The following is a 22,851-nucleotide window of genomic DNA, read 5'->3' as shown; positions in this document are numbered from 1 at the left end:
GTCAATGAATGACAGCCTGAACAGGAATAAAAACGGAGATACTATAAAACGGAAGGAGGTGTGAGTATGGAGCGAAAACGTATGAGGGCTCAAATTACCGAGGAGGACCTTCGTTTCTCCGAGAATATCGAGCCAAAGGAGTCGTTGGAGACCTGGCAGAAGGTCATAGGCGCAGCATGGGATATGACCATCGTCGCCGTTGCCTACAACGATATGCGGATCCCCATCGGGAGAGTGTCGGAGACCTTGGAGGCGCTTGAGCAGGAGATCTCCGCAGTCAGCGATGAGGTCACTCTTGACATCATCGAGGAGGAGATCAAAACAGGCATTCGCCACTTTTCCGACATTCTGGAAAAGGCCAGGGACAGCAGGGAGATGATGGACCGAATTCTCCGGGCCACCTGGAATAAAAGGATCCAGCTTAAGAAGTAAACGGCTGAGTGCAGCCACGATTGTACGAAAGGAGAAATGGATATGGCAGAGGCGACTATCCCCACTTTCATGAGGGGAAAAGACAAAATCATGTCCCTCCCGGATGCGGTTAAGACTTTCGTAAAGCCTGGTACCTGCATCTGCCCGGGCGGCTTCAGCTACACCAAGAAGCCCTTCGCCCTGGCCCGTGAGGTAATCCGCCAAAAGATCGGCGACCTCTTCGTTACCATGAACGGCGGTGCCTCCATAGCGGATTTCTGGGCCGGCGCCGGCCTGGTCAAGCTCATGGATACGACATATATCGGCCTGGAGGGTGTTCAGCCGGTGGCGTACAACATCAGGCGGTCCATCCAGGACGGCACCATCGATATCGAGGACTACTCCAATTACGGCTATGGCCTCAGGACGGTTGCAGGCCGCTACGGCTGGCCTTTTGCGCCGTTGATGTCCGAGTTCGGATCGGATCTTTGCGAGAACGATACCTTCGCCAAGATGGGTATGCGCGGCAAGAAGGCCGACGGTTCATGGATACACCCCTCGGTTGCCCCCGCCCGTAGCGCTGTTATCGAGGACCCATTCGACGGCTGGGGACTGCGCCCCCACGATTTCGACGGCGGCGATAATGTTTCCAACCGGACAAACGCCCTGGAGCAGGTCCGTGAGTCTACTGCCTATACCGGCAACAAAGGCGTCAAGGTTATCCTCGTGCCGCCCATCCTCCCCGAGATCGCCATCGTTCTCGCACAGAGGGTCGGCGAAAAGGGTACGTGCAGGATCGAGGGGATTCTTGGTCCTGATGCCGAGCAGGCCATCGCCGCCAAGAACCTCATCATTCAGGCCGAGAAGGTCGTCAGCGAGGCAGAGCTTCGTGCCCAGCCTTATTCCAACAACATTTCCATGCAGTTCGTCGACGCCATCGTCGAGGTTCCCTATGGCGGGTTCCCCGGTCAGGTCCCATACTACTACGATTATGACTGGGATTTCTGGCGCGCATGGGCACAGCTGAACAAAAAGCCCAAGGATGAGGTTAACGACTTCATGTATGACTGGGTATGTGACGATGAGTGGACCTTCCTGAGCACGCGTCCGGGCGATGGTTATCCCACCATCACCGGCACCAAGGGCCTTCAGAGGCTCTTCGAGCTCCGTGCCGATGCCATTTACGGCTACAAGCCCGGTCTGGCCAGGCCTCTGTAAGGGCCGAGGATAATCTTCTTGTTAATGAGGAGGTAAACAATGTCTGTAATTAAGCAAGACGATCCCAAGGGCTGGACTCATGTGAACGACGCAGAGTACGAAGCCTATTGTGAGGAGAAAGGGCTCGATCCGGAAAAGTACACCACGATGGAGCTTCTGACCATCGCTGCCGCCCGGCAGTGCTACGACTATTCCTTTATTTTCGCGGGCACGGGTCTTCCCATGATCGGGTGCATGATGGCCCAGCACACCTACGCCCCCCACGGCATGATCATCATGGAGGCGGGGATTCTCGATCCTACGCTTATCGAGGTTCCCATCTCGGTTTCCGAGGCGCGCGGCGGCTACCTGGCCGGCGGTCTGTCCAACATGGCCGACACGTTCGGTACCTACGCCCAGCGCGGTTTCTGCACCTTCGGGATGCTTGGCGGCGCCGAGTGCGACAAGTATGGAAACCTCAACTCCACTGCCATGGGCGGCTACTACTCCAAGAACGCTCGTGACGATGGAAAACCCGGACCGACCGTGAGATTCGCCGGCTCTGGGGGCGCCAACAATATCGCCTCTTATGCCGATGTCGGTCTGGCCATGATGGTACAGGAGAAGAGGCGCTTCCCCGAAAAGAATGAGTACATCACGTCCATCACAGGATCGAGAGGCCCTCTGGGTACTTCCGAGGACAGGTTCCATTATGGCCTGTTCCGCGGTGGGTCAACCACCATCGTTTCCGACCTGGCCATTTTCCGCAGCAACCCTGACACCGGTGAGCTTGAGATGTCCGAGGTCTATCCTGGTGTGGAAGAGCAGATGGTTTTCGACAATGTAGGTTGGGAGCTGAAGACGGCGAAGGACTTTTCTCCTTTCACCGCTCCGAAGTATGAGGAGATCAAGATCGCGAGAATGATCTGCGACCCGAACCGTATCTATCTTGGCCGGAAGACCAAGAGGGATCTGGCCGCGGAAAAGTAGGATATCGAGCCGGGGGGAGTGGTTTTCCGCTTCCCCCGGCTTTATTTTTCCCCTCCAGGGGGTGAATAATCAGGGTTGTTTCGCGCCGGTGGGTTTCGCTCGCCCAAAGGCGGGGTAGTCGGCCTGCGCGTCATGAATATCATCATTTCAGAAGGAAGGGCAAAGGTATATGTTTGACGATTTCAACTTCAAGATTCTGGAGTTTGAGAAAAAACTGGCCCTGGATGATATCCAGGAAAAACTGGGAAAGATGGAAGACGCCCCGGGCACCTACGCTTCCCTGGGGGAGCGGGGGGGACGATGGGTCCCCGACTCCTGGGAACTGCCGACTGTGTACTTTCCCATCGATGGGACGACACTTGAAGTAGTCACCAAGGATATGGACATCGGTGATGTTGACAAGTTTCTGTGTAAGCTGGCCCAGACACTGGGATGCAAGATCTTCAGCGAGTATCTGGAATACTCTTGAAAAATCAGTGCCAGGCGCCGGGGGTAATCCCTGGAACCCGGAAAGTGAAAATGACACTTTTCGCTTTCCGTTGAGTAAAAAGCCATTAATGGACTTTTTACGACCCTATCAACATTGAACTTTGAACTTCAAATTCCCGAGGGGGGAACGGAATGAAGGATCGGTTTACGAAAAACCCTGCGGCGCACGATTATTGGAAAAAGGGGAATGAGCTTTTCGACCAGGGCAAGACGGTCGCTTCCCTTGAGTATTTCGAAAAAGCGATCCGGAACGATCCCGACTTCGCGGAGGCCTACAACGGCATGGGGGTCGCCTTCTACGAGAAAAGGGATTATCCCAGTGCGCTGGAGTGCTACAAGAGGGCATTGATGATCAAGCCCGATTTTGTGGAGGCCATGAACAACCTGGGGACGGCTTTTCTTTTTCTCGGGCGTTTTCCCGACGCCGCAATGGCCTATGAGAAGGTCGTGGAGATCCAGCCTGACATGGCCGAGGCCTTCAACAACCTTGGTCTGGTCTATGAGCAGATGGAGCGCTCCGACGATGCCATAAAGGCCTACAGGAAGTTCAAGGAGCTCTGGAAGGGAAAGGGCACGACCCGGTATCTGCATGCGGCCCAAGAGAGGATCGACAGATTGGAAAAAGGAAAGAAGTCGGGGATCGGAGAACCGCCACGTATGGAGAAGACCGTCAACTCCACAAGTTAGGTTATCAAAAATTCCCAGCAATGGGACGGGGGTGTCCCTCTAGCTTGCCCCCCCTCCTGGAGGGGCATCCTCGGTTTTTTTCTGAGACGGGGGTGCCGACGGCGGGTCTGTTCCGACCGTAAGTGACAATCCGATTTTTTCAAATAATATTGATGACTTCGCAAAAAGTCATCAATGCGCCCGGAGAGGGCGCCCAAATCGATGGCTTGCAACGTAAGCTATTGATTTGTAAGGAAAGTGAAAATGACACTTTTCGCTTTCCGTTGAGCAAAAAGCCACGAATGGACTTTTTGCGACACTATCAATATTGGGGTCTGCGGATGGTAAAGAGGAAAAAAAGCGACTATATCATCCATTCCGTTGATCATGCGTTTGATGTTCTTGAGGCCTTTCGCAGCAGTGATCCCGAAGTCGGCGTTACCCAACTGTCAAAGTTGCTCGGCCTCCATAAGAACAATGTTTTCAGGATACTCGCCACCCTTGAAAACCGTGGTTACGTGGAGCAGAATCCGGAGACCGGAAATTATCGCCTGGGGTTAAAAGCGTTCGAGGCCGGGCAGGCCTATCTTCGCCACACAAACCTCCTTTCAGTTTCTCAGCCGTGTATGATATCCCTTACCGCGAAATTGAGGGAGAATGCCTATCTGTCCGTCCTGCGGGGCGACTATGTTTTTTACCTTGACGAGGCCATTTCCGATCAGAAGATTCAGGTGGTATCGCGCCTTGGTTCCAGGGTGGCGCCGCACTGTACCGCCACCGGCAAAGTGTTTCTTGCCTTTATCGAGGCGGAGCAGGCTGAAGGGATTTTGAAGCATCTTGATCTGGAGAGGTTTACCCCAAACACCATTACGGATCCGGATCTCCTGAGAAAGGAGTGGAGGTCCATAAGGGCGTCGGGTTTTGCCGTCGACCGTGAGGAGTGGAATCTGGGTCTTAAGTGTGTGGCGGCGCCGATTCTGGATTACTACGGCAAGGTCCAGGGGTGCATATCCGTCAGTGGGCCGACTAATAGAATGTCCATTGAACGGATCAAAAAGGAGATAGCGCCCGAGGTCCTGTCACAGGCCAGGGAGGTTTCCAGGAAAATGGGATATCTGGTCGGCAAGGGGAATACGCCCGGCGAATAGATCACTGTTCCTTGACTTCTCCCAGTCTCATCAATACAATCCTGATTTATTTCCGAGTAAACATTTATTAGGGTCGTAAAAAGTCCATTAATGGCTTTTTACTCCACGGAAAGCGAAAAGTGTCATTTCCGCTTTCCTCACAAATCTTCGATTTGGGCGCTCTTTAAGTGGGCGCATTGATGACTTCGCAAAAAGTCCATCAAACGGGATTTATGCGGAGCGTGCATCCTGAGATGGGTTCGCTTCGCTCCTTCGGTAAGCTCAGGATGGTGAGCCTGTCGAACCGCTGGCGGGGAAGGGTTTCCATGGAGTTTTACACCGGTTCCGTTACAGGGTTGAGAGATGCCCTCCCTGAATTAGGGGATGGCAGGGCAAGGAGGAAAAGATGACCTACACGAAGCGGAAAAAGTCGGATTACATGATCCAATCCGTGGATCACGCTCTTAACGTCCTTGAGGCGTTCCAGGGCGATGAGGACGAGATTGGAATCACCGAACTCAGCCGCCGCTTGAGACTGCACAAAAACAACATTTTTCGCATCCTTGCGACGTTAGAGAGCCGGGGCTATATTGAGCAGAACACCTCTACGGACAACTATCGATTAGGGTTGAAGACTTTGGAGTTAGGCCAGACTTTTATTCGTCATGCGGGCCTCCTGCGTGTGGCGCGTCCTGTCATGGAGGCGCTGAACAAAAAAGTTAACGAGACCATTTACGTTGGAATACTTAAGGATCGTCATGCTTTTTACCTGGATGTGGCGGAGTCGAATAATACGGTCAGGGTTCTCTCTCGCGTTGGGTGCCGTGTGCCGACCTACTGTTCCGCCATCGGCAAGGCGCAATTGGCATATGAGTCCATGGAAGACATCATGAGCGTTCTCGGTCGGAAGGAACTCAAGCAGTATACCCGAAATACCATTTCAGACCGCGACCTCATCATCAAGCACTTGATGGAAGTCAAGGAAAAGGGCTATGCCATAGACGACGAGGAGTGGGATGAGGGTGTTAGATGCGTGGCCGTCCCCATTTACGATTATACCCGTAAAGTGGTGGGGGCCCTGTCCATATCCGCCCCTTCGGTGAGAATGACCCTTGAAAAGATCAGGAAGGAGTATGTACCCCTCATAAAGAAGGCCTGTTCCGAGATTTCAGGGGGCCTGGGGTACCAATCGTTGGAACCGAATGAAGGGCATTGATCCTTTCTGCCGGACTTTCCCCCAAATCGCAAAAGGCTCTGAAAGGGACTTCCACATGAGAAAAAAGATGAAATTGAACGCTTCCGATATGGTCCTGCTCGTCGTCGATGTCCAGGAGAGGCTCGCAAAAGTGATGAAAAGGCGCGGCCAGGTGGTTGACGCCATCGGGGTTCTCCTCAGGCTGGCGGATCTCCTGGATTTTCCCGTCGTTCATACACAGCAGTATACCAAAGGCCTCGGCCCCACCGTTGAGCCTTTGGCAACGACCCTTAAGGGAATTGATCATGTCGAGAAGATCCATTTTTCCTGCTGTGGCGAGGAGGAATTTGTCAAACGGATGGACGCCCTGGGGCGCAGGACGGTACTCCTTACGGGCATGGAAACCCACATATGCGTTCTTCAAACCGCCCTGGACCTCATGGATATGGGCTATAATGTGCATGTTCCCTGGGATGCGGTGTGTTCCAGGTCGGATGACAACCGGGACTGGGGAATTCGTTTCATTCAGAGAGCCGGGGCGATTATCACCTCATCCGAGACGGCGGCCTTTCAGCTGCTGGGTCACTCGGGAACCCCCCAGTTCAAGGAGATATCATCGCTTCTCAAATAGGTGGACGTAATCCGGAGTCCTCACCAATTAAGCCATCAATATTTATGGACAGTCCCGGGGAGGAGATCCTCCTTTCCGGGAACGAGGCCGTTGCGCGCGCCTGTGTAGAATCGGGAGTTACTCTCGTTACAGGCTATCCCGGGACTCCCATCACCCCGGTTATTGAGGCCCTCCAGAACGGAAAAACGGAACTTAAGGCACAGTGGGCCATTAATGAAAAGGTGGCCATGGACATCGCCGCCGGCCACTCATGGGCCGGTCTCCGCACTCTCATTACCATGAAAATGTCCGGGTTGAACGTCGCTGCCGACACCGTCCTGTCTGTGGCGGCCTCCGGTACCGTGGGCGGTCTGGTCATTTACGTCGGCGATGATCCCAACGTTTATTACGGAATGGTCGAGCAGGATTCCAGATACTATGCCCTCCTTTCCTCAGCCCCCATGCTGGTTCCGGCCAATCCTCAGGAACTCCTGGATTTCACGAATCGCGCTTTTGCGCTGTCCGAGAAGATCGGGGGCCCTGTTTTCCTTCGAAGTACCACCGTCCTATCCTACACCTACAGCAAGGTGGTCCTTGGCGAGATCAGGAGAATAAGGCAGAAGGCCGGCTTTACCTTCGACGCCGACAGGTACACCAAGGCCGGTTCCCTGCGGTGTTTGAAACAACACCGGGACGCTCTCTTGAGGGTCGAGAAGGCCGGCGAGTTAACAGAGGATCTGAACAAACTTACCACAACCGGGACTTCCGTCGGGGTGATCGCCTCCTCCCTGGCGTGGGATTACCTGTGCGAGGTTCTTGAAAAAAACGACCTCGACCTTACCCGCTTGAAGGTATCCACCGCAAACCCCGTCCCCGGATCCAAGGTAAGCCAGCTCCTGACGTCTGTGGAAAAAGTACTTGTTCTTGAGGAACTTGAACCGCTTATCGAAGAAGCGGTGAGAGCGGAAGCGACACGCTGCGGCAGCAGGCCGGAGATCTTCGGCAAAGCGGAGGGACTCATTCCCCGTGTCGGGGATCTCTCACCCGACATCATAAAGGAGGCGTTATCGGAGGTCCTGGGTGAGGAGCTTGAGACGTGTCCCGGTGCGGGTCTGCCCGACCGTATCGGGGAGATGGAGGTCAATCGGCTTCTGACCTTCTGCGCGGGGTGTTCCCATAGAAGTACATATTTCGCTCTGATCAAGGCTATGGAAGGGCTGGGGCTTGATCCGGGCCGGACCCCCGTGGCAGGGGATATCGGGTGTACTATTCTCGGGATCAATGAGCCGTTCAAAATCTGCTGGACAGAGGTATCCATGGGAAACAGCATCGGCCTCGCAAGCGGATTTTTAGAAGCGGGTATGAAAAAGCCGGTAGTCGCCGCCCTGGGCGATGGCACCTTCTTCCATGCGGGCATACCTCCAATTATCGATGCGGTGTCGTCCGGCCGCGACCTGCCCATAGTCATTCTGGACAACAACTGGATGTCCATGACGGGATACCAGGAAAATCCAGGCACCCGGGATGGTCGGGGGCGTAGAATTTCCATCGAGGACGTCCTTTGGGGGCTCGGTGTTCGGAGCGTCAATGTCTGCAACCCCTACAGGCTGAAAAAAGCCACCAGGGCCTTCAAAAGGCTCCTGACCGCCGAAGGTGTAAACGTCCTGATAATGAGGGCGCCTTGTGTCGCCAGAAAACCGCCGGGCTATAAAATTCCGGTCAGAATCAACCAGAAAAGATGCCCCGGCTTTGAATCCTGTGAACGCACATGTTTAGAGGCCCTTGCGTGTCCTGCACTGGCCCGGGATGGTGACAGTGTCTTGATAGAGGAGGATTACTGCATGAGCTGCGGTCTGTGTGCCCATTACTGTCCCAAGGGCGCAATCAGCCACAGGTGGTTTGCGGCCAGGAGGAGAAGAAATGGAATATAATGTGGTGGCCGCCGGCATAGGAGGGCAGGGCCTGGTGCTTTTCTCCGAGATCTTCACAAAATCCATGCTCAGGGAGGGCCTTAACGCCAGTTTCTATGTGCATTCCGGCCTGGCTCAGCTGGGGGGATCAGTGAGAAGCCATATTCGGTGCGGGAAGAGAATATGTCCGAAAATCTCCATGGGCTGCGCGGACCTGATCGTATCCCTGGAAACGGCGGAAATACTCCACGCCATCCCGTATCTGAAAAAGGATGGGACGGCTCTCATAAGCAAGGTAAAACTGCAGCCCTACATGTCAAAGATGTCTCCGGAGGCATATCCTGCAGAGGAGGAGATCGGGGCAATGTTCGCCGTCAGCGGAGCTCAAGCCGTCTTCGTGCCCGCCGGCCGGATTGCCAGAAACGCCGGGCATATCCAGGCCGTCAATATGGCCATGCTCGGCTGCGTCGTCGCCCAATCCGGAATCGTTGAGACGGAAAGTGTCGTCTTGACCATCAGGGAAAACCTCGATCGTGGGGAGGATATCAACGTGGAGGCTTTCTGGAAGGGTTACGAGTTTGTCACCGGGAAGGATTACAACTAAATACTGCAGTTTTTGCCTTTTTTGCGTTAGGATTGATAGAATCGGCGTCCGCAAGTGACGGACCACACAAGGCTCATGTCATTGCGAGTGACCGAAGGGAGTGCGGCAATCCCGGGCGAAGCTGGAAAAGGATCTGGAGCCCGGAACGTGGAACGTGAAACTGGAACTTGGAAAAAAGGGAGTCATTGTGAGATGCAGAATAGGGTTTTCGCTGTTTCTTCTCTTGGCAATCGCCCTGTTTCCCGTTCCGGTTTTTGCGGGGCAATGGTACCTTGGCGGGACCCTGGAGAGGGTCAGTTTCGGGAGTGAGCTGGCCGATATTGACTTTGATGCGGATTTTGGGTTGGTGGGAGGATACCGGTATTCTCCCTATCTCGCCCTGGATTTCGTTCTTTCCGGCGGCGAGCATTTTGACAGGCTGGTCGGGTCGTATGTTACCTGTTCCAGCCTGGACATGGGAGTGAAATTCATTTTCAATGATGTCCTGCCGTTACAACCCTTCTTTATCGCCGGGCTCAGCAGCCATTATCTGGATTATGGATTTTCCACCCTCGATATCGAGGGAACCGGCCTGTTTGCCGGCGTGGGGCTTGAAGGCTTTCTGGATTCCGCCAATTCGGTTGGTTTGAGCGTAAAAACCCACTGGTGGACCGGCGAGGATCTCTTCTTCTCCTACAACGCCCGGACCACCTCGGTGGGGATCTTTTTCACCCACTATTTACGGGGGCCTTGAAACTGAACTGTTTTTTTATCAGTTTCCTCTATTTCACGCTGCATCCTGAGCGGAGGTTGTAATGACACTGAAAGATGTTTTTGGCAAACTTGAGCAAAAGAACAGGGAGGCCGAACTTGGCGGAGGGGAGGCTCGTATCGCCAAACAACACGAGGCCGGGAAGTTCACCGCCAGAGAGCGGATCGATCTGCTTCTGGACGAGGGGAGCTTCGTGGAGATGGGAAAGCTGGTAACCCACCGGTGCTCCGACTTTGGAATGGATAAGATGAGGATCCCGGGCGATGGGGTGGTCACCGGTTACGGGACCATCAACGGCCGAAAAATTTATATTTTCGCCCAGGATTTCACAGTCTTCGGGGGGAGCCTCAGTGGGGCCTACGCCGAGAAGGTCGTGAAGATCATGGAACTTGCCATGAAGCACGGAGTTCCGGTCATCGGATTGAACGATTCCGGTGGTGCAAGGATTCAGGAGGGGGTGGTGAGTCTGGCGGGTTACGCCGACATCTTTCTGCTCAATACGCTGGCCTCGGGAGTGGTACCCCAGATATCCGTCATCATGGGTCCCTGTGCGGGAGGCGCTGTTTACAGCCCGGCCATCACCGATTTCATAATCATGGTCAAGAAGAGCAGCTATATGTTTATCACCGGCCCGGAGGTCATCAAGACGGTTACCCATGAGGATGTGACCAAGGAGGATCTGGGCGGAGCCGTGACCCACGCTACCAAGAGCGGTGTCTGTCACCTTGCAGGGGAGGACGAGAAGGAGTCCCTTGGGATGGTCAGGGAACTCCTTTCCTTTATTCCACAGAACAATGCCGAAGACCCGCCCTTTGAACCCAACGACGACGATCCCCTGCGGGAGGATGAGGCGTTGAACGACATGGTCCCGGACAATCCCAACAAGCCCTATGATATCAAGGGAATCATCGCCACGGTGGCCGATGACAGGTACTTTTTCGAGATCCAGGAAAACTTTGCGCCCAACATGGTCACCGGATTCATGCGGCTTGGAGGCTACTCCGTGGGCGTAGTGGCCAATCAACCGGCCCACCTCGCCGGGTGCCTTGATATTAACGCATCCATAAAAGGCGGGCGGTTCGTACGTTTTTGCGACGCCTTCAATATTCCCCTCATCACCTTCGTTGATGTGCCGGGGTTTCTCCCCGGCCTGGACCAGGAGTATGGTGGGATCATCAAACACGGCGCCAAGCTTCTTTTCGCTTTCTGCGAGGCCACGGTCCCGAAACTCACCGTCATTACCCGTAAAGCCTACGGCGGAGCCTATGATGTCATGAACTCCAAGCATATCCGGGCCGATTTCAACTTTGCCTACCCTACGTCGGAGATCGCGGTGATGGGGCCGGAGGGGGCGGTTAATATCATCTTCCGCAATGAGCTGAAAAAGGCGGAAGATCCCGTTGCCCGGAAGGCTGAACTGGTCGAGGAGTACCGGGAGACCTTTGCGAATCCATACAAGGCGGCCGAGCTGGGTTACATTGACGAGGTCATTTGGCCCCAGCAGACCAGGCCCAAGCTCATCCGTGCTCTTGAAATGGCCATTACCAAGAGGGAGAGCAACCCGCCGAAAAAGCACGGTAATATCCCGCTGTAGCCTGCTTAGGGGACGTAGTTAAGTTGTTAAGTTGTTTCCGTACAGATCTGCAGGAAATTGAGCCGCAACCCGTAACTTAATATAACAACTTAACAACTTAACTACGTCCCCCAACTATAAAACAGGAGAACGTGAATGTTCAAAAAAGTGTTGATCGCAAACAGGGGGGAGATAGCGGTACGCCTGATCCGGGCCTGCAAGGAGTTGGGGCTCCCGACGGTGGCCGTCTATTCCGAGGCGGACCGGAACGCCCTCCACGTCCGGTGTGCCGATGAGGCTTACTGCGTCGGTCCGCCCCCCTCCGCGGAAAGCTACCTTGTTATGGATAAAATCATTGAAGTGGCCGGAAGATTCGGAGCCGACGCGATACATCCCGGCTACGGGTTTCTGGCCGAGAATTCGGCCTTTGCCAGAATGTGCGAGGCAAACGGCATCAATTTCATCGGACCGTCCCCGTCCGCTATCGATTTGATGGGGCACAAGACGGTGGCGCGGGCTACCATGCAGAAGGCCGGCGTACCCGTGGTACCCGGGACCGAGCTGATCGATGACGACATGGAATTGGCCCGCATGGCTCTTGAGATTGGGCTGCCCGTGATGATCAAGGCCGCTGCGGGCGGCGGCGGCAAGGGGATGCGTGTCGTCCATGAGGAGAAGGAGATCGAAAGCGCCATCAGGGCGGCACGCTCCGAGGCGACGTCCGCGTTCGGCAACGGTGCCGTTTACATCGAAAAGTACCTCGAGGACCCCCGCCACATCGAGTTCCAGATCCTGGCCGATCGCCATGGCAACGTTATCCATCTCTTCGAGAGGGAGTGTTCCATCCAGAGACGCCATCAGAAGGTGATCGAGGAGGCCCCCTCAACGGCCCTGGATGAGGTGCTGAGGAAAAGGATGGGAGAGGCCGCCGTCAATGCGGCGAAGGCCGCCGGATATTGGAGTGCAGGCACTGTTGAATTTCTGGTGGACCGGAATATGGATTTCTACTTCCTCGAGATGAACACGCGGCTCCAGGTGGAACATCCGGTGACGGAGTTGATCACGGGGATCGATATCGCCAAGATGATGTTCCATATCGCGTCGGGCGGGAAGCTTTCCATGAAGCAGGAGGACCTTCGAAGAAACGGCTGGGCGCTGGAATGCAGGATCTACGCCGAGGACCCTTTCAACAACTTCATGCCGTCGCCCGGGAAAATCCGCACCCTCCGGGTCCCCAGCGGACCCGGCATCCGTGACGATTCCGGGGTCTTTGCCGGCTATGAGGTTCCTCTACACTACGACCCCATGATCTCGAAGCTTTGCACCTGGGGCAAGGACCGCGAGGAAGCGGTACTGAGGATGAAGCGGGCGCTGGACGAATATGTCGTAGAGGGCATAAAGACGACCATACCCTTCCACCGGAAGGTCATGGACAATGAGAGTTTTCTTTCAGGTGATATAACCACAGGCTTTATAGGGGATAAGTTCATTCCCGAGGCAGGTGAAAAAAGCGATGAATTAAGGACCGTGGCCATCGTCGCGGCGGCGCTCCAGACGCAGAGGCGCCTGCGCAGCGCGGTCCGGCGTCCGGAGGCGGCCGGCGGATCGTTGGACGCATGGAAGATGCTGGGCAGGAGGTCGAGATGGGTTATATAACGATCATTGATGATGAGGAGGTCCTCGTAAAGGTGGATAATACGGGGACCGGACAGACCGTTGTAACAGTTGGGGACCGGGAGGTTACAGCCGACGTTTTCTGGACCCGCTCCGACCTCGTCTCCCTTATTATCGACGGGCGTTCCTACCAGGTGGACATACACAGCGAAAAGGACAGCCACAGCGTCCTCATCGATGGGGAGAGTTTTGAATTCGACCTTTTCGATGAACGCCAGGCCCTTCTGAAAATCAGCGCCGCCCTCGGAACGGAGGGGATACAGGAGATCAAGGCGTCCATGCCGGGGAGGATCGTCAAACTCCTGGTCGCTGAGGGCGATGAGGTCCGGGACGGAGACGGCCTCGTGGTCGTTGAAGCCATGAAGATGGAAAACGAGATCAAGTCCCCTAAGGTGGGGGTGGTGAAGAAGATCGGTGTAAAAGAGGGGGCCAACGTGGAAGCAGGTGAGTTGCTGGTGGTCGTGGAGTAGCGCAGCCTCTGGACCCTGGACACTGGCCTCTGGACACTGGACTCTGGACTTTCAGTTAGGTGGCATAATGAACGACGACATTAAAAAGGAGCGTAAGCGCTGGGAGTCGGTGACATACGGTCCGGCGGTGGGGAAGAATCCTGAACGGAAGGAAAACTTCACCACCATCTCGGGTTCACCGGTTAAACCTCTCTATACCCCCGAGGATGTTCAGGATCTTGAATATCTGGGTGATCTTGGGTTCCCCGGTGAATACCCCTTCACCAGGGGGGTCAGACCGTCCATGTACAGGGGGCGCCTCTGGACCATGCGCCAGTACGCGGGGTTCGGGACCGCCGAGGAATCCAACAGGAGATACCGGTATCTCCTTGATCAGGGGCAGACGGGCCTTTCCGTGGCTTTCGACCTTCCCACCCAGATGGGATACGATTCGGACCACCCGATGTCGCTTGGGGAGGTCGGCCGGGTGGGTGTCGCCATCGATTCCCTGGAGGATGTGGAAACCCTGTTTAGGGAGATTCCCCTTGGCAAGGTCAGTACCTCCATGACAATCAACTCCACGGCCGCGATCCTCCTGTCTCTGTATGCAGAGGTGGGAGAGCTGCAGGGAGTTCCCGTGGACGGGCTCAGGGGGACCATCCAGAATGACGTCCTCAAGGAGTATATCGCCAGGGGCACCTACATCTTTCCGCCCTCCCCGTCCATGCGTCTTATTACCGACATTTTCGCCTACTGCAGCGAGCAGATGCCGATGTTTAACACCATCAGCATCAGCGGCTATCATATGCGGGAGGCCGGTTCCACCGCGGCCCAGGAGGTCGCTTTCACCCTGGCCGACGGCATCGCCTACGTTCAGGCGGCTGTGGACAGCGGGATGGACGTCGACCGGTTCGCCTCACGGCTCTCCTTCTTCTTCAACGTGCACAACGATTTTCTCGAGGAGATTGCCAAGTTCCGGGCCGCCCGGCGGCTCTGGGCCGATATTATGAGGAACCGTTTTTCGGCCGGCCGGCCGGCCTCCTGGATGCTGCGGTTCCACGCCCAGACAGCCGGCTGTTCACTGACGGCCCAGCAGCCCGAGAACAACGTGGTCAGGGTCGCTATCCAGGCCCTGGCGGCCGTCCTGGGCGGAACACAGTCGTTGCACACCAATTCCCGCGACGAGGCGCTGGCCCTTCCCACCGAGGACTCGGTGCGGATCGCCCTGAGGACCCAGCAGCTCATCGCCTGCGAGAGCGGTGTGGCGAACACCATTGATCCCCTGGCCGGCTCCTACGCCATCGAGGCGCTTACCGACTCCATCGAGGGCGAGGCGAGGGAGTACATCCGGAGGATAGACGAGATGGGCGGCGCGGCCCGGGCCATAGAGTCGGGGTACCAGCAGAAGGAGATCGAGGAGTCGGCCTACCGCTTCCAGATGGAGGTCGAGTCGGGCGACCGCATCGTTGTCGGCGTCAACGGTTTTACGGTCGAAGGTGAGGAGTTCTCCGGGGAGCTGCTCAAGGTGAACCCGGACGTGGAACGGGACCAGGTCCAGAGGCTCTCGGCCCTGAAGATCCGCCGGAACCGGCAGAATGTGGACTCTGCTCTCCGGTCGCTGGAGGAGTCGGCAAGGGGCGGGTCGAACCTGATGCCCCGCATCAGGGAGGCGGTCAGGGCCTATTCTACTCTGGGGGAGGTTTCGGACGTGCTGCGCGGGGTTTTCGGGGTTTACCAACCGCACTGATAGGGGAACCCGAACCGGGTTCCATGGTCCAACGTTCAATGTTCAACGTCCAACGGGGAAAAGCAGACAGTACCGGGCCTGTCATCGCGAACCGTCACTGAGTGAAGCGATCTCGTGCAAGGCTGGATTTTACAGTGATAAAAGGGCTGGAGCAGTAAAGCGACTTTTGGGAAGTAGACGGTTTGTTTTAACCAATCCCCTCCATCCCCTTCATCCCTGTTGGATGATTTATTTGTACGGGACAGAGGTGTCAGAGACAGGGGGAATGACTTCCATGAAAAAGCCGATACTCGACCATATAGGTATCGCGGTAGAGGATCTTGATGCCGCGGTGGAGCTGTACGGAAAACTCGGATTCGAGACAAAGAGCATAGATGATGTTCCCGGATTCGGGGTGAAAGTCGCCTTCCTGCCGTTGGGTGATGGGAATATCGAGCTTGTGCAGCCTGTTTCCGATGACAGCGCCGTAGCGAAATTCCTGTCCAAAAAAGGCCCCGGGTTTCACCATATCTGCCTTTGCGTGGAGGATATACGGGCGGAGCTTGGCCGTCTGGAAGGGCTTGGTGTGCAGGTTGTGGACAGGGAACCCCGGGAGGGTGTCCACGGCGCCCTCGTCGCTTTCCTTCACCCCAGGAGCACCGGAGGAGTGCTCGTTGAGCTGGTCCAGCGGGTTGATGACAGATGATGGAAAAACGCCCCGAAACTTCGGTCGACATTTCAGTGGTGGTCCCTATCTACAACGAGATGGAGAATATCCCGCCGCTGACCGAGCGCGTCCTGTCCGTCATGAGGGGGATGAGCCGCCCCTTCGAGCTGATCCTGGTGGACGACGGAAGCTCGGATGGAAGCCGGGATGTGTACGGCCCCATCGCTGATCGTGAGCCCGAACTGAAAATTGTCAGGTTCAGGCGGAACTTCGGGCAGACCGCCGCCATGGCGGCCGGTTTCGACATCGCCCGCGGGGAGATCGTCGTCTCCCTGGACGGGGACCTGCAGAATCCGCCGGAGGAGATCCCCCGCCTCGTTGAGAGGCTCGAGGGTGATGACCTTGACCTTGTGAGCGGGTGGCGCCGTGACCGCCGGGACGGGGCCGTAAGCCGGAAGCTGCCGTCCTTTTTCGCCAACCGGATCATAAGCAGGATTACCGGGGTGAAGCTCCACGACTACGGCTGCTCCCTCAAGGCCTACCGGGCCGAGGTCCTCAGGGATGTCCAGATGTACGGGGAACTGCACCGGTTTCTGCCGGTTCTCGTGAGTATGGAGGGCGGCCGCATCGCCGAGATGGAGGTCCGGCACGCGTCCCGCACCATGGGCCGGAGCAAGTACGGTATATCCAGGACCTACCGGGTTCTCATGGACCTGCTCACCGTCACATTTCTCAAACAATACGGGGACCGTCCCCAGCACGCTTTCGGCTATTTCGGCGTTGCGTTGTTCGGAGGCGGGTTCCTCATCGACGGCTACCTGGCCGCCCTGAAACTTTTTACGGGAGCGGATATCGGCGCCCGGCCTCTTCTGCTCCTGGGCACGCTCATGATCATCGCCGGAATACAGCTCCTTTCCATCGGGCTTCTTTCCGAAGTGATGGCCCGGACCTACTATGAATCCCAGGGAAAACCCCGGTACAGGATCAGGGAAATTGTCGGGGAATGAGGCGGCCCGGAAGTGGGCCGTCCTCGCTCTCAAGATAGTTGTAAGCGTCTCGGCCCTGGTATTCCTGCTGACCCGAATGGACCTGCGGGAGACCTTGGGGCTCCTTGCCGGCAGCGGCAAACCCATGTGGGCGCTGGCCCTGCTCTTCCTCATCGTTTCCCAGGCTGTGACTACCCTGCGCTGGCACATCCTCCTTCAGCCCTACGGTTTTATCCTTTCAAGGCTAAGGGTCCTGAAGATCTATTGGGTGGGTCTCTTTTTCAGCCTTTTCCTTCCCGGAATCGTGGGCGGGGACGTGGTCAAAACCTATTACGTGGCCGGGAGCTGGAGGGCGGCTCCCACCGCCCTGTTCACCCTCATCGCGGACCGGACCATAGGGGTGGCCGGCATGCTGGTTTACGCGGCCGTGGGGCTGGCCTTCACATGGAGGTCGCTTCCCCTGTGGCTCAGCGCCGGGGTGGCGGCCATGATCGCCCTCTTCTACCCGGTACTGATCTATATGCCCCGCCTGTCGGTCCCGCTCCTGACCCTTGTCAGAAAGCTGAGGGATATTCCCGGTGATAGTCTGTTTATATACTGGCGGCATCCTTTGCCCGCCCTCAAGGGTTGGGGCCTTTCCCTTATCGTCCACCTCTGCCTCGTGGCGGCCCACGTAGCCATGGGACGCTCCTTGGGTCTTCAACTGCCGGTAAGCTCCTACCTTCTTCTGTATCCCCTGACGTCCCTGGCCGCGTTTATCCCCCTGAGCCTGAACGGCATCGGGCTCCGGGAGGGCGCCTACGTATATATTCTGGGACGCTTCGGCGTGGCGCCGGAGCCCGCCTTTTCCCTGGCCCTCATGTGGTTCTCCATCGTGCTGGCCAACGGTCTTCTGGGCGGGGCCGCATACCTCCTGGGCGGACGGATCAAAGGAGGCCCGGACCCTGTTGAATAGAATGTCAAATGGGATTTCAAACAGGGTGTTCTGTTTAAGGACCCTTCTTTGGGCCGCCATGGTCCTGGGCGCCGCGCTGCTGGTCTGGGCGAACAGACCCATCTTCCTGGTCATCAACGGCCGCCACTTCCCGGCCCTGGACCGGGTGATGCTGTCCGTCACCCACTTCGGCAACAGCTATGTTCTGGCCATCATCATCTTCCTCGCCGCACCCTTCCGCAGGGATGTAACGATCCGGGCGGCACTTTCCATGATCATCGCCGGGGTTATCACCGCGTTGGCAAAGGACCTTCTCGCCATGCCCCGGCCGGCGGTCGTTTTCCCGAATGCCGTCCACGTCCTGGGCCCCGTCCTCCGTTCGAAGAGTATGCCGTCAGGCCACACCACCGCCGTCTTCGCCCTCGCGTTTTCCCTCCGGAAAGCTGTCCCCAGGGGTTGGTATATCGGGGCCTTAGTGTCGGCCGCGGCCGTGGCAGTCTCCCGCATTTATATCGGGGCTCACTTTCCCGTGGATGTTCTGGCAGGGGCCGTCGCAGGATGGGTGGGAAGCCGTGTCGCCAAGCGGCCGTCAGACGCTTTGATTGCAAGGGCGCGTCTTGCCGGAAGGTCATTTGAGCGGGTTTGCCTGGCCCTTGCCGCGGCGTCGGGGATCTGGATAATCCTGGAGGAGCCTATGATGCGCTATAATCCTTTCTTCTTAGGTTCAGTGGGCATTTTTGGCGCGGTGGCCGCCGTCGTACTCCTCAGCCGCAGCTTCCTCCGGGAAAGGGGCTCATCGTGAGGGAAAATACCGTCGGATACCTGACCGTCCTGGCCCTCTGCGCCATTCTGTTATTCACCGGGCTTGGGTCTACTTCCCTGTGGGACATCGACGAGACGAGCAACGCCCGGGCGGCCGATGAGATGCTCCTTTCCGGTGACTGGGTGGTGCCGACCCTCAACGGGGAGCTTCGGACCGACAAGCCCCCCCTCCATTACTGGTTCATGATGGCCTCCTACAAAGTCTTCGGTGTCAGTGAATACTCCGCCCGTCTTTTTGCTGCGGTTTTCGGGTTTCTCACGGTGCTGCTGACGGTCTGGGCGGGGAGTAGAGCCTTCGGGGCTGCGGTCGGGAACCTTTCGGGGCTGTGTCTGGCGGTATCATTCCTCTTCACGGTCTCCTCCAGATCGGCCACCACCGATGCCTTTCTGCTCTTTTTTACCAACCTCGCCGTTTTCGCGGGCTTTTTCGCCGAGGGGTCACGGCCCATGGCCATCCTCTCCTGGGCCGCCATGGGGTTCGCCGTTCTGGCCAAGGGACCCGTGGGGGTCGTCCTTCCCCTCGGCGCCCTCCTTCTCTATACCCTGATAGCGGGTCGCGGGGTCCGGGGACTGCGTAGTCTCCTTGATCTTGGGGGCATCCTCATCTTCCTGGGCATTGCCGCGCCCTGGTACTATCTCGCGGCGTCCAGGACGGGGGGAGGTCTCATCGAGGGGTTCATTTTCAAGCACAACGTCGGGCGTTTCTTAAATCCCATGGAAAGCCACCGGGGACCCTTCTTTTACTATCTGCTCATCCTTCTCCTCGGGTTTTTCCCCTGGGCGGCCTTTCTTCCCCAGGCGGTCTCCCGGGCATTCCGCATGAGGAAAGGTAGGGGCAGAGAGGGCGGTTTCGGCCTGCTTCTCCTTATCTGGTCCGGCCTGGTCATCATATTCTTTTCCGTCGCCGGGACGAAGCTCCCGACCTATATTCTTCCAGCCTTCCCCGCCCTGGCCATCATGACGGGCGCCTATATCCAATCCCTGGACAAGAGGCACGGCGACGGGTTTGTGGGAAGGACATGGTCGTGGGTCGTCAACCTCCTCCCCGCTGTCCTCTTCCCGGCCGCCCTGATTGTGGGTTTCAAACTGCGGGCGCCGGACCTCCTGCCCTACGCGCTGACCGCGCTTCCACTAACCGCCGCCGCCCTTTTAGGGCTGTTCTTTCACCTGAGGGGACGGCCCCTGAAGGGCTTTCGGTGGGCCGCGGCGGCCGCGGCCGTCGGAGCGCTGGGAATTCATCTCATTGCGGCCCCGGCCCTGGAGCCCTACAGGATGGCCCCGGTGGTGGGCAGGGAGATAGCCCGGACGGCCGGGCTATCTGACGAGGCCGCCGAGTGGGGGTATTTCCGGCCTTCCCTCGTGTTCTACGCCAACAGGCATGTGGAGCGGATCCGGTCCATGGATGGGCTGAAGGCCTTTCTCCGGCGCCGGGAGGGCCGTTTTCTCGTGACCACCGAGGGGAAGTACCGGACCTGGCCCGGCAGCCTGAAGGGTCGGCTGAAAGTCCTGAAAAAAGGTGTTGACGCCGTCGATTCCAATAAGGTCATACTCCTGCTGGAAAGGTCAGGGAAGGAATCGCTGCTATGACCAGGGTATATTGGAACCCCGATGTGGAGACCATGCCCCGCGAACGTCTGGAGGAGATGCAGGCCCGGATGCTGCGCGAGGTGGTGGAGCGCGCCTACCGCAGGAGCATCTTCTACCGCGACCTTTACCGTGAAGCGGGCATTTTGCCGTCGGACATCCGCACTCTTGCGGACGTGAGGAAGCTGCCCTTCGTTGACAAGAGTACTATCGCCTCGACCTATCCTTTCGGCATGCGCATGTGCGATATGTCCGAGCTGCGCTCGATCCATGCGGCCACCACCACGACCCGCCATATTGTCCCCATCTTCGCCACCGCCCGGGATCTCGATCACTGGGCCGAGCGCTGCGCCAGGATCCTGTGGATGGTCGGCCTCAGGCCGGGCAACTCCCTGCAGAACGCCTTCCGTTTCGGCCTGTCCACCGGGGGTTTCGGGTTCCACCTGGGAGCGAAGAGGGCCGGGATCATAAGCATCCCTGCCAGCACCGGCGGGACGGATCGGCAGATCGACCTGATAATGGATCTTGAGGTGGAGGGAATCGCCATGATGCCCTCATACGCCCTCTACCTGGGTCTGCGGGCCCATGAGAGGGGGATCGACCTCGCCGGGGAATCCAACCTCAAGGTGGGCCTGTTCGGGGCCGAGCCCACCAGCGTCCGGATGAAGAAGCGCCTGGCCGAGCTCCTGGGGCTCGAAGCCTTCGGCGAGTACGGGATGAACGAATTCCTGGGCCCGGGCATGGCCTGTCAGTGTACCATGAAGCACGGGATGCACGCCTGGGCCGACCACTACCTTGTCGAATGCATCGATCCCGCCACGGGGGAGCCGGTGCCCGATGGAGCGCCCGGGGAACTGGTGTGGACATGGCTTTCCGCCGAGGGGACGGCCGTTATCCGGTATCGCAGCCACGATCTGTCGGAGGTGACCTGGGAGCCGTGCGGGTGCGGCCGAACCCATCCGAGGGTAAGGCGTATCTCCGGCCGGAACGACGGCGCACTTTCCATCGGGGGGTATATTGTCTATCCGTCCAAAATCGCCCATGTCATGGAGCTTTTTCCCGAGGTGGGCCCCTTCCAGGTCATCCTGGATTCCGTGAAGGGCCTTGACTGCTTCACCATTAAGGTGGAGCCCGGGGAGGGGGTGGAGGTGGACCCGGCGAGACTGGCCGAGAGGCTGCAGAGCGCCGTCAAGTCCTATGTTCTCTGTACTCCCTTGGTCCAGGTGGTCCCCCGCGGCGCCCTGGGCCTGGAGGGATCGGATCCGCCCTACCGCATCATCGACTACCGCCGGTCCAGCGGCCGGTACGGTGGAGAGGAGTAAGGGTTACGTTGTTCCATGCTCCCACACACCCATATGCCCATACGCCGAGCCGTTCCCGCGCTCCCGCGTTCGCTTTTCTCCTCTCTGGACTCTGGACCCTGGACTCTGGACTCTGGACTGGTTTACCCCGTTGCCCCTTGGGCCGGGGCCCGGTAAAATATCATTTTACTCTTGCAAACCGATGGGGGAAATATTATACTCGCAGGCTAAGAAATGGTGGAATCATGCGGTATTCAGGGGGGTTAGGGGGCGGAAAAAGAGGTAAAATCGTCTTGACATGCCGCATGTGAAGTGCTAGTAAATCGAGAAATCAAGCCATGTAATGTGTGCTCCCGGCCTCATCGGCCTGTGCCCGTGCTGCGATGCAGCATGATGGCGCGTTATCGAAACGGTGGGGTTTTCCCGGTTCGGTCAGGGGCGCGGGGCCGTGGCATGGGGGGTTGAGAAAGTTAAATAAGAAAAGGAAAACAACAGAAAGGAGGGGATAAGCAAAGAGGTTCCCGAATACGATTGAGATTGAAGTCAGAGAAGTGATGCTTTTTGCAATTCAAACCGACTAGTCGTTTTTTTTACGCACCCCTTTATAGAAACAAGGAGGGAGAAATGAAAAGATTTTCAGTAATGCTTCTTGCTCTGGTCTTCGTGGTAGCCTTCACGGTTCCCGCCATGGCCACCCCCGATGAGGGGCTGTCCGTCTCCGGTACCTACAAGCTCGACGGTGAAAGTAACAGCACCAACGCCGGTGTTGATTCCAGGTGGTATGACGACGACTTCGAGCTGCTTCTCAAGGTCAACAAGGGTGACGTCACCGCCACCGTCGACCTGGAGATCTCCGACAACGCCAATTTCACTCCGATGCCAACTACTATTGAACGGAGTGGAGACATCGTTGACAACTACTACATCCAGTGGAAGGCCAACGATGCCCTCGCCTTCAAGATCGGCGAGTATGGCGTTTCCTTCGGTACCCACGAGGGCTACTACAGCCAGGGCCACCAGCAGATCGGCATCACCTACGCCCTGGACAACGTGAGCCTTGGTCTTTACCTGGCCAAGATGCAGGATGGTGGCACAGGTGATACAAATGATGACAATCAGTACACCCTTACCGCCAACTTCAAGGACGTGGGCACCTTCACCAAGCTGAACTTCATCTACGGGAGC

The 22,851-nt window shown here is 57.2% G+C and carries 23 protein-coding genes; all 23 read left to right on the top strand.

Going from position 1 to position 22,851, the window contains the following annotated elements:
- Positions 1-66: 66 nt before the first annotated feature.
- Complete coding sequence (locus GXP52_06305; GenBank protein ID NOY86895.1) at positions 67-432, top strand: hypothetical protein; 366 nt, start codon at positions 67-69, stop codon at positions 430-432.
- Positions 433-474: 42 nt separating this feature from the next.
- The gene (locus GXP52_06300) at positions 475-1,629 is read left to right on the top strand and encodes a hypothetical protein (protein NOY86894.1); all 1,155 of its coding nucleotides are present in this window, start codon (positions 475-477) and stop codon (positions 1,627-1,629) included.
- Between the two features lie 39 nt (positions 1,630-1,668).
- Positions 1,669-2,598, top strand: coding sequence for an acyl CoA--acetate/3-ketoacid CoA transferase subunit beta (locus GXP52_06295; protein ID NOY86893.1), 930 nt, complete (start codon positions 1,669-1,671; stop codon positions 2,596-2,598).
- A gap of 169 nt (positions 2,599-2,767) precedes the next feature.
- On the top strand, positions 2,768-3,067 hold the full coding sequence (locus tag GXP52_06290; GenBank protein ID NOY86892.1) for a hypothetical protein: 300 nt from the start codon (positions 2,768-2,770) through the stop codon (positions 3,065-3,067).
- Between the two features lie 152 nt (positions 3,068-3,219).
- Positions 3,220-3,774 carry a tetratricopeptide repeat protein gene (locus GXP52_06285; GenBank protein NOY86891.1) on the top strand — a complete coding sequence of 185 codons (555 nt, stop codon included), beginning with the start codon at positions 3,220-3,222 and terminating at the stop codon, positions 3,772-3,774.
- A gap of 320 nt (positions 3,775-4,094) precedes the next feature.
- Positions 4,095-4,901, top strand: coding sequence for an IclR family transcriptional regulator (locus GXP52_06280; protein ID NOY86890.1), 807 nt, complete (start codon positions 4,095-4,097; stop codon positions 4,899-4,901).
- A 233-nt stretch (positions 4,902-5,134) separates the two neighbouring features.
- Positions 5,135-5,290 (top strand): hypothetical protein, encoded by a 156-nt coding sequence (locus GXP52_06275; protein NOY86889.1) that lies wholly within the window; start codon positions 5,135-5,137, stop codon positions 5,288-5,290.
- Entirely contained in the window at positions 5,287-6,096 is an 810-nt protein-coding gene (locus GXP52_06270) for an IclR family transcriptional regulator (protein NOY86888.1), read from the top strand. Before GXP52_06275 ends, GXP52_06270 begins: the two co-directional genes overlap by 4 nt.
- Before the next feature lie 55 nt (positions 6,097-6,151).
- Positions 6,152-6,706 (top strand): hydrolase, encoded by a 555-nt coding sequence (locus GXP52_06265; GenBank protein NOY86887.1) that lies wholly within the window; start codon positions 6,152-6,154, stop codon positions 6,704-6,706.
- A 44-nt stretch (positions 6,707-6,750) separates the two neighbouring features.
- Positions 6,751-8,616: a hypothetical protein gene (locus tag GXP52_06260; protein ID NOY86886.1), complete on the top strand. Its 1,866-nt coding sequence runs from the start codon at positions 6,751-6,753 to the stop codon at positions 8,614-8,616.
- Positions 8,606-9,199: an indolepyruvate ferredoxin oxidoreductase subunit beta gene (locus tag GXP52_06255; protein NOY86885.1), complete on the top strand. Its 594-nt coding sequence runs from the start codon at positions 8,606-8,608 to the stop codon at positions 9,197-9,199. The genes GXP52_06260 and GXP52_06255 overlap by 11 nt, the downstream gene beginning before the upstream one ends.
- Before the next feature lie 100 nt (positions 9,200-9,299).
- Positions 9,300-9,932, top strand: coding sequence for a hypothetical protein (locus GXP52_06250; GenBank protein NOY86884.1), 633 nt, complete (start codon positions 9,300-9,302; stop codon positions 9,930-9,932).
- A gap of 61 nt (positions 9,933-9,993) precedes the next feature.
- Positions 9,994-11,544: an acyl-CoA carboxylase subunit beta gene (locus GXP52_06245; GenBank protein ID NOY86883.1), complete on the top strand. Its 1,551-nt coding sequence runs from the start codon at positions 9,994-9,996 to the stop codon at positions 11,542-11,544.
- A gap of 135 nt (positions 11,545-11,679) precedes the next feature.
- Positions 11,680-13,179 carry an acetyl-CoA carboxylase biotin carboxylase subunit gene (accC, locus tag GXP52_06240; GenBank protein ID NOY86882.1) on the top strand — a complete coding sequence of 500 codons (1,500 nt, stop codon included), beginning with the start codon at positions 11,680-11,682 and terminating at the stop codon, positions 13,177-13,179.
- Positions 13,167-13,667: a biotin/lipoyl-binding protein gene (locus GXP52_06235; protein NOY86881.1), complete on the top strand. Its 501-nt coding sequence runs from the start codon at positions 13,167-13,169 to the stop codon at positions 13,665-13,667. Before accC ends, GXP52_06235 begins: the two co-directional genes overlap by 13 nt.
- 67 nt (positions 13,668-13,734) lie before the next feature.
- Complete coding sequence (locus tag GXP52_06230; protein NOY86880.1) at positions 13,735-15,393, top strand: methylmalonyl-CoA mutase family protein; 1,659 nt, start codon at positions 13,735-13,737, stop codon at positions 15,391-15,393.
- A gap of 274 nt (positions 15,394-15,667) precedes the next feature.
- Positions 15,668-16,078 (top strand): methylmalonyl-CoA epimerase, encoded by a 411-nt coding sequence (gene mce, locus GXP52_06225; GenBank protein NOY86879.1) that lies wholly within the window; start codon positions 15,668-15,670, stop codon positions 16,076-16,078.
- The gene (locus GXP52_06220; GenBank protein ID NOY86878.1) at positions 16,078-17,046 is read left to right on the top strand and encodes a glycosyltransferase family 2 protein; all 969 of its coding nucleotides are present in this window, start codon (positions 16,078-16,080) and stop codon (positions 17,044-17,046) included. Before mce ends, GXP52_06220 begins: the two co-directional genes overlap by 1 nt.
- Positions 17,033-17,980 (top strand): flippase-like domain-containing protein, encoded by a 948-nt coding sequence (locus GXP52_06215; GenBank protein NOY86877.1) that lies wholly within the window; start codon positions 17,033-17,035, stop codon positions 17,978-17,980. The genes GXP52_06220 and GXP52_06215 overlap by 14 nt, the downstream gene beginning before the upstream one ends.
- Complete coding sequence (locus tag GXP52_06210) at positions 17,973-18,761, top strand: phosphatase PAP2 family protein (protein NOY86876.1); 789 nt, start codon at positions 17,973-17,975, stop codon at positions 18,759-18,761. The genes GXP52_06215 and GXP52_06210 overlap by 8 nt, the downstream gene beginning before the upstream one ends.
- Entirely contained in the window at positions 18,758-20,368 is a 1,611-nt protein-coding gene (locus GXP52_06205) for a glycosyltransferase family 39 protein (GenBank protein NOY86875.1), read from the top strand. Before GXP52_06210 ends, GXP52_06205 begins: the two co-directional genes overlap by 4 nt.
- Complete coding sequence (locus tag GXP52_06200; protein NOY86874.1) at positions 20,365-21,687, top strand: phenylacetate--CoA ligase; 1,323 nt, start codon at positions 20,365-20,367, stop codon at positions 21,685-21,687. The genes GXP52_06205 and GXP52_06200 overlap by 4 nt, the downstream gene beginning before the upstream one ends.
- A gap of 603 nt (positions 21,688-22,290) precedes the next feature.
- On the top strand, positions 22,291-22,851 hold a 561-nt coding region (locus tag GXP52_06195), incomplete at its 3' end, for a hypothetical protein (GenBank protein ID NOY86873.1).

The sequence above is a fragment of the Deltaproteobacteria bacterium genome (genome assembly GCA_013151915.1).
Classification (GTDB): Bacteria; BMS3Abin14; BMS3Abin14; order BMS3Abin14; family BMS3Abin14; genus BMS3ABIN14.
This window is presented reverse-complemented; position numbering and strand designations above follow the sequence as displayed.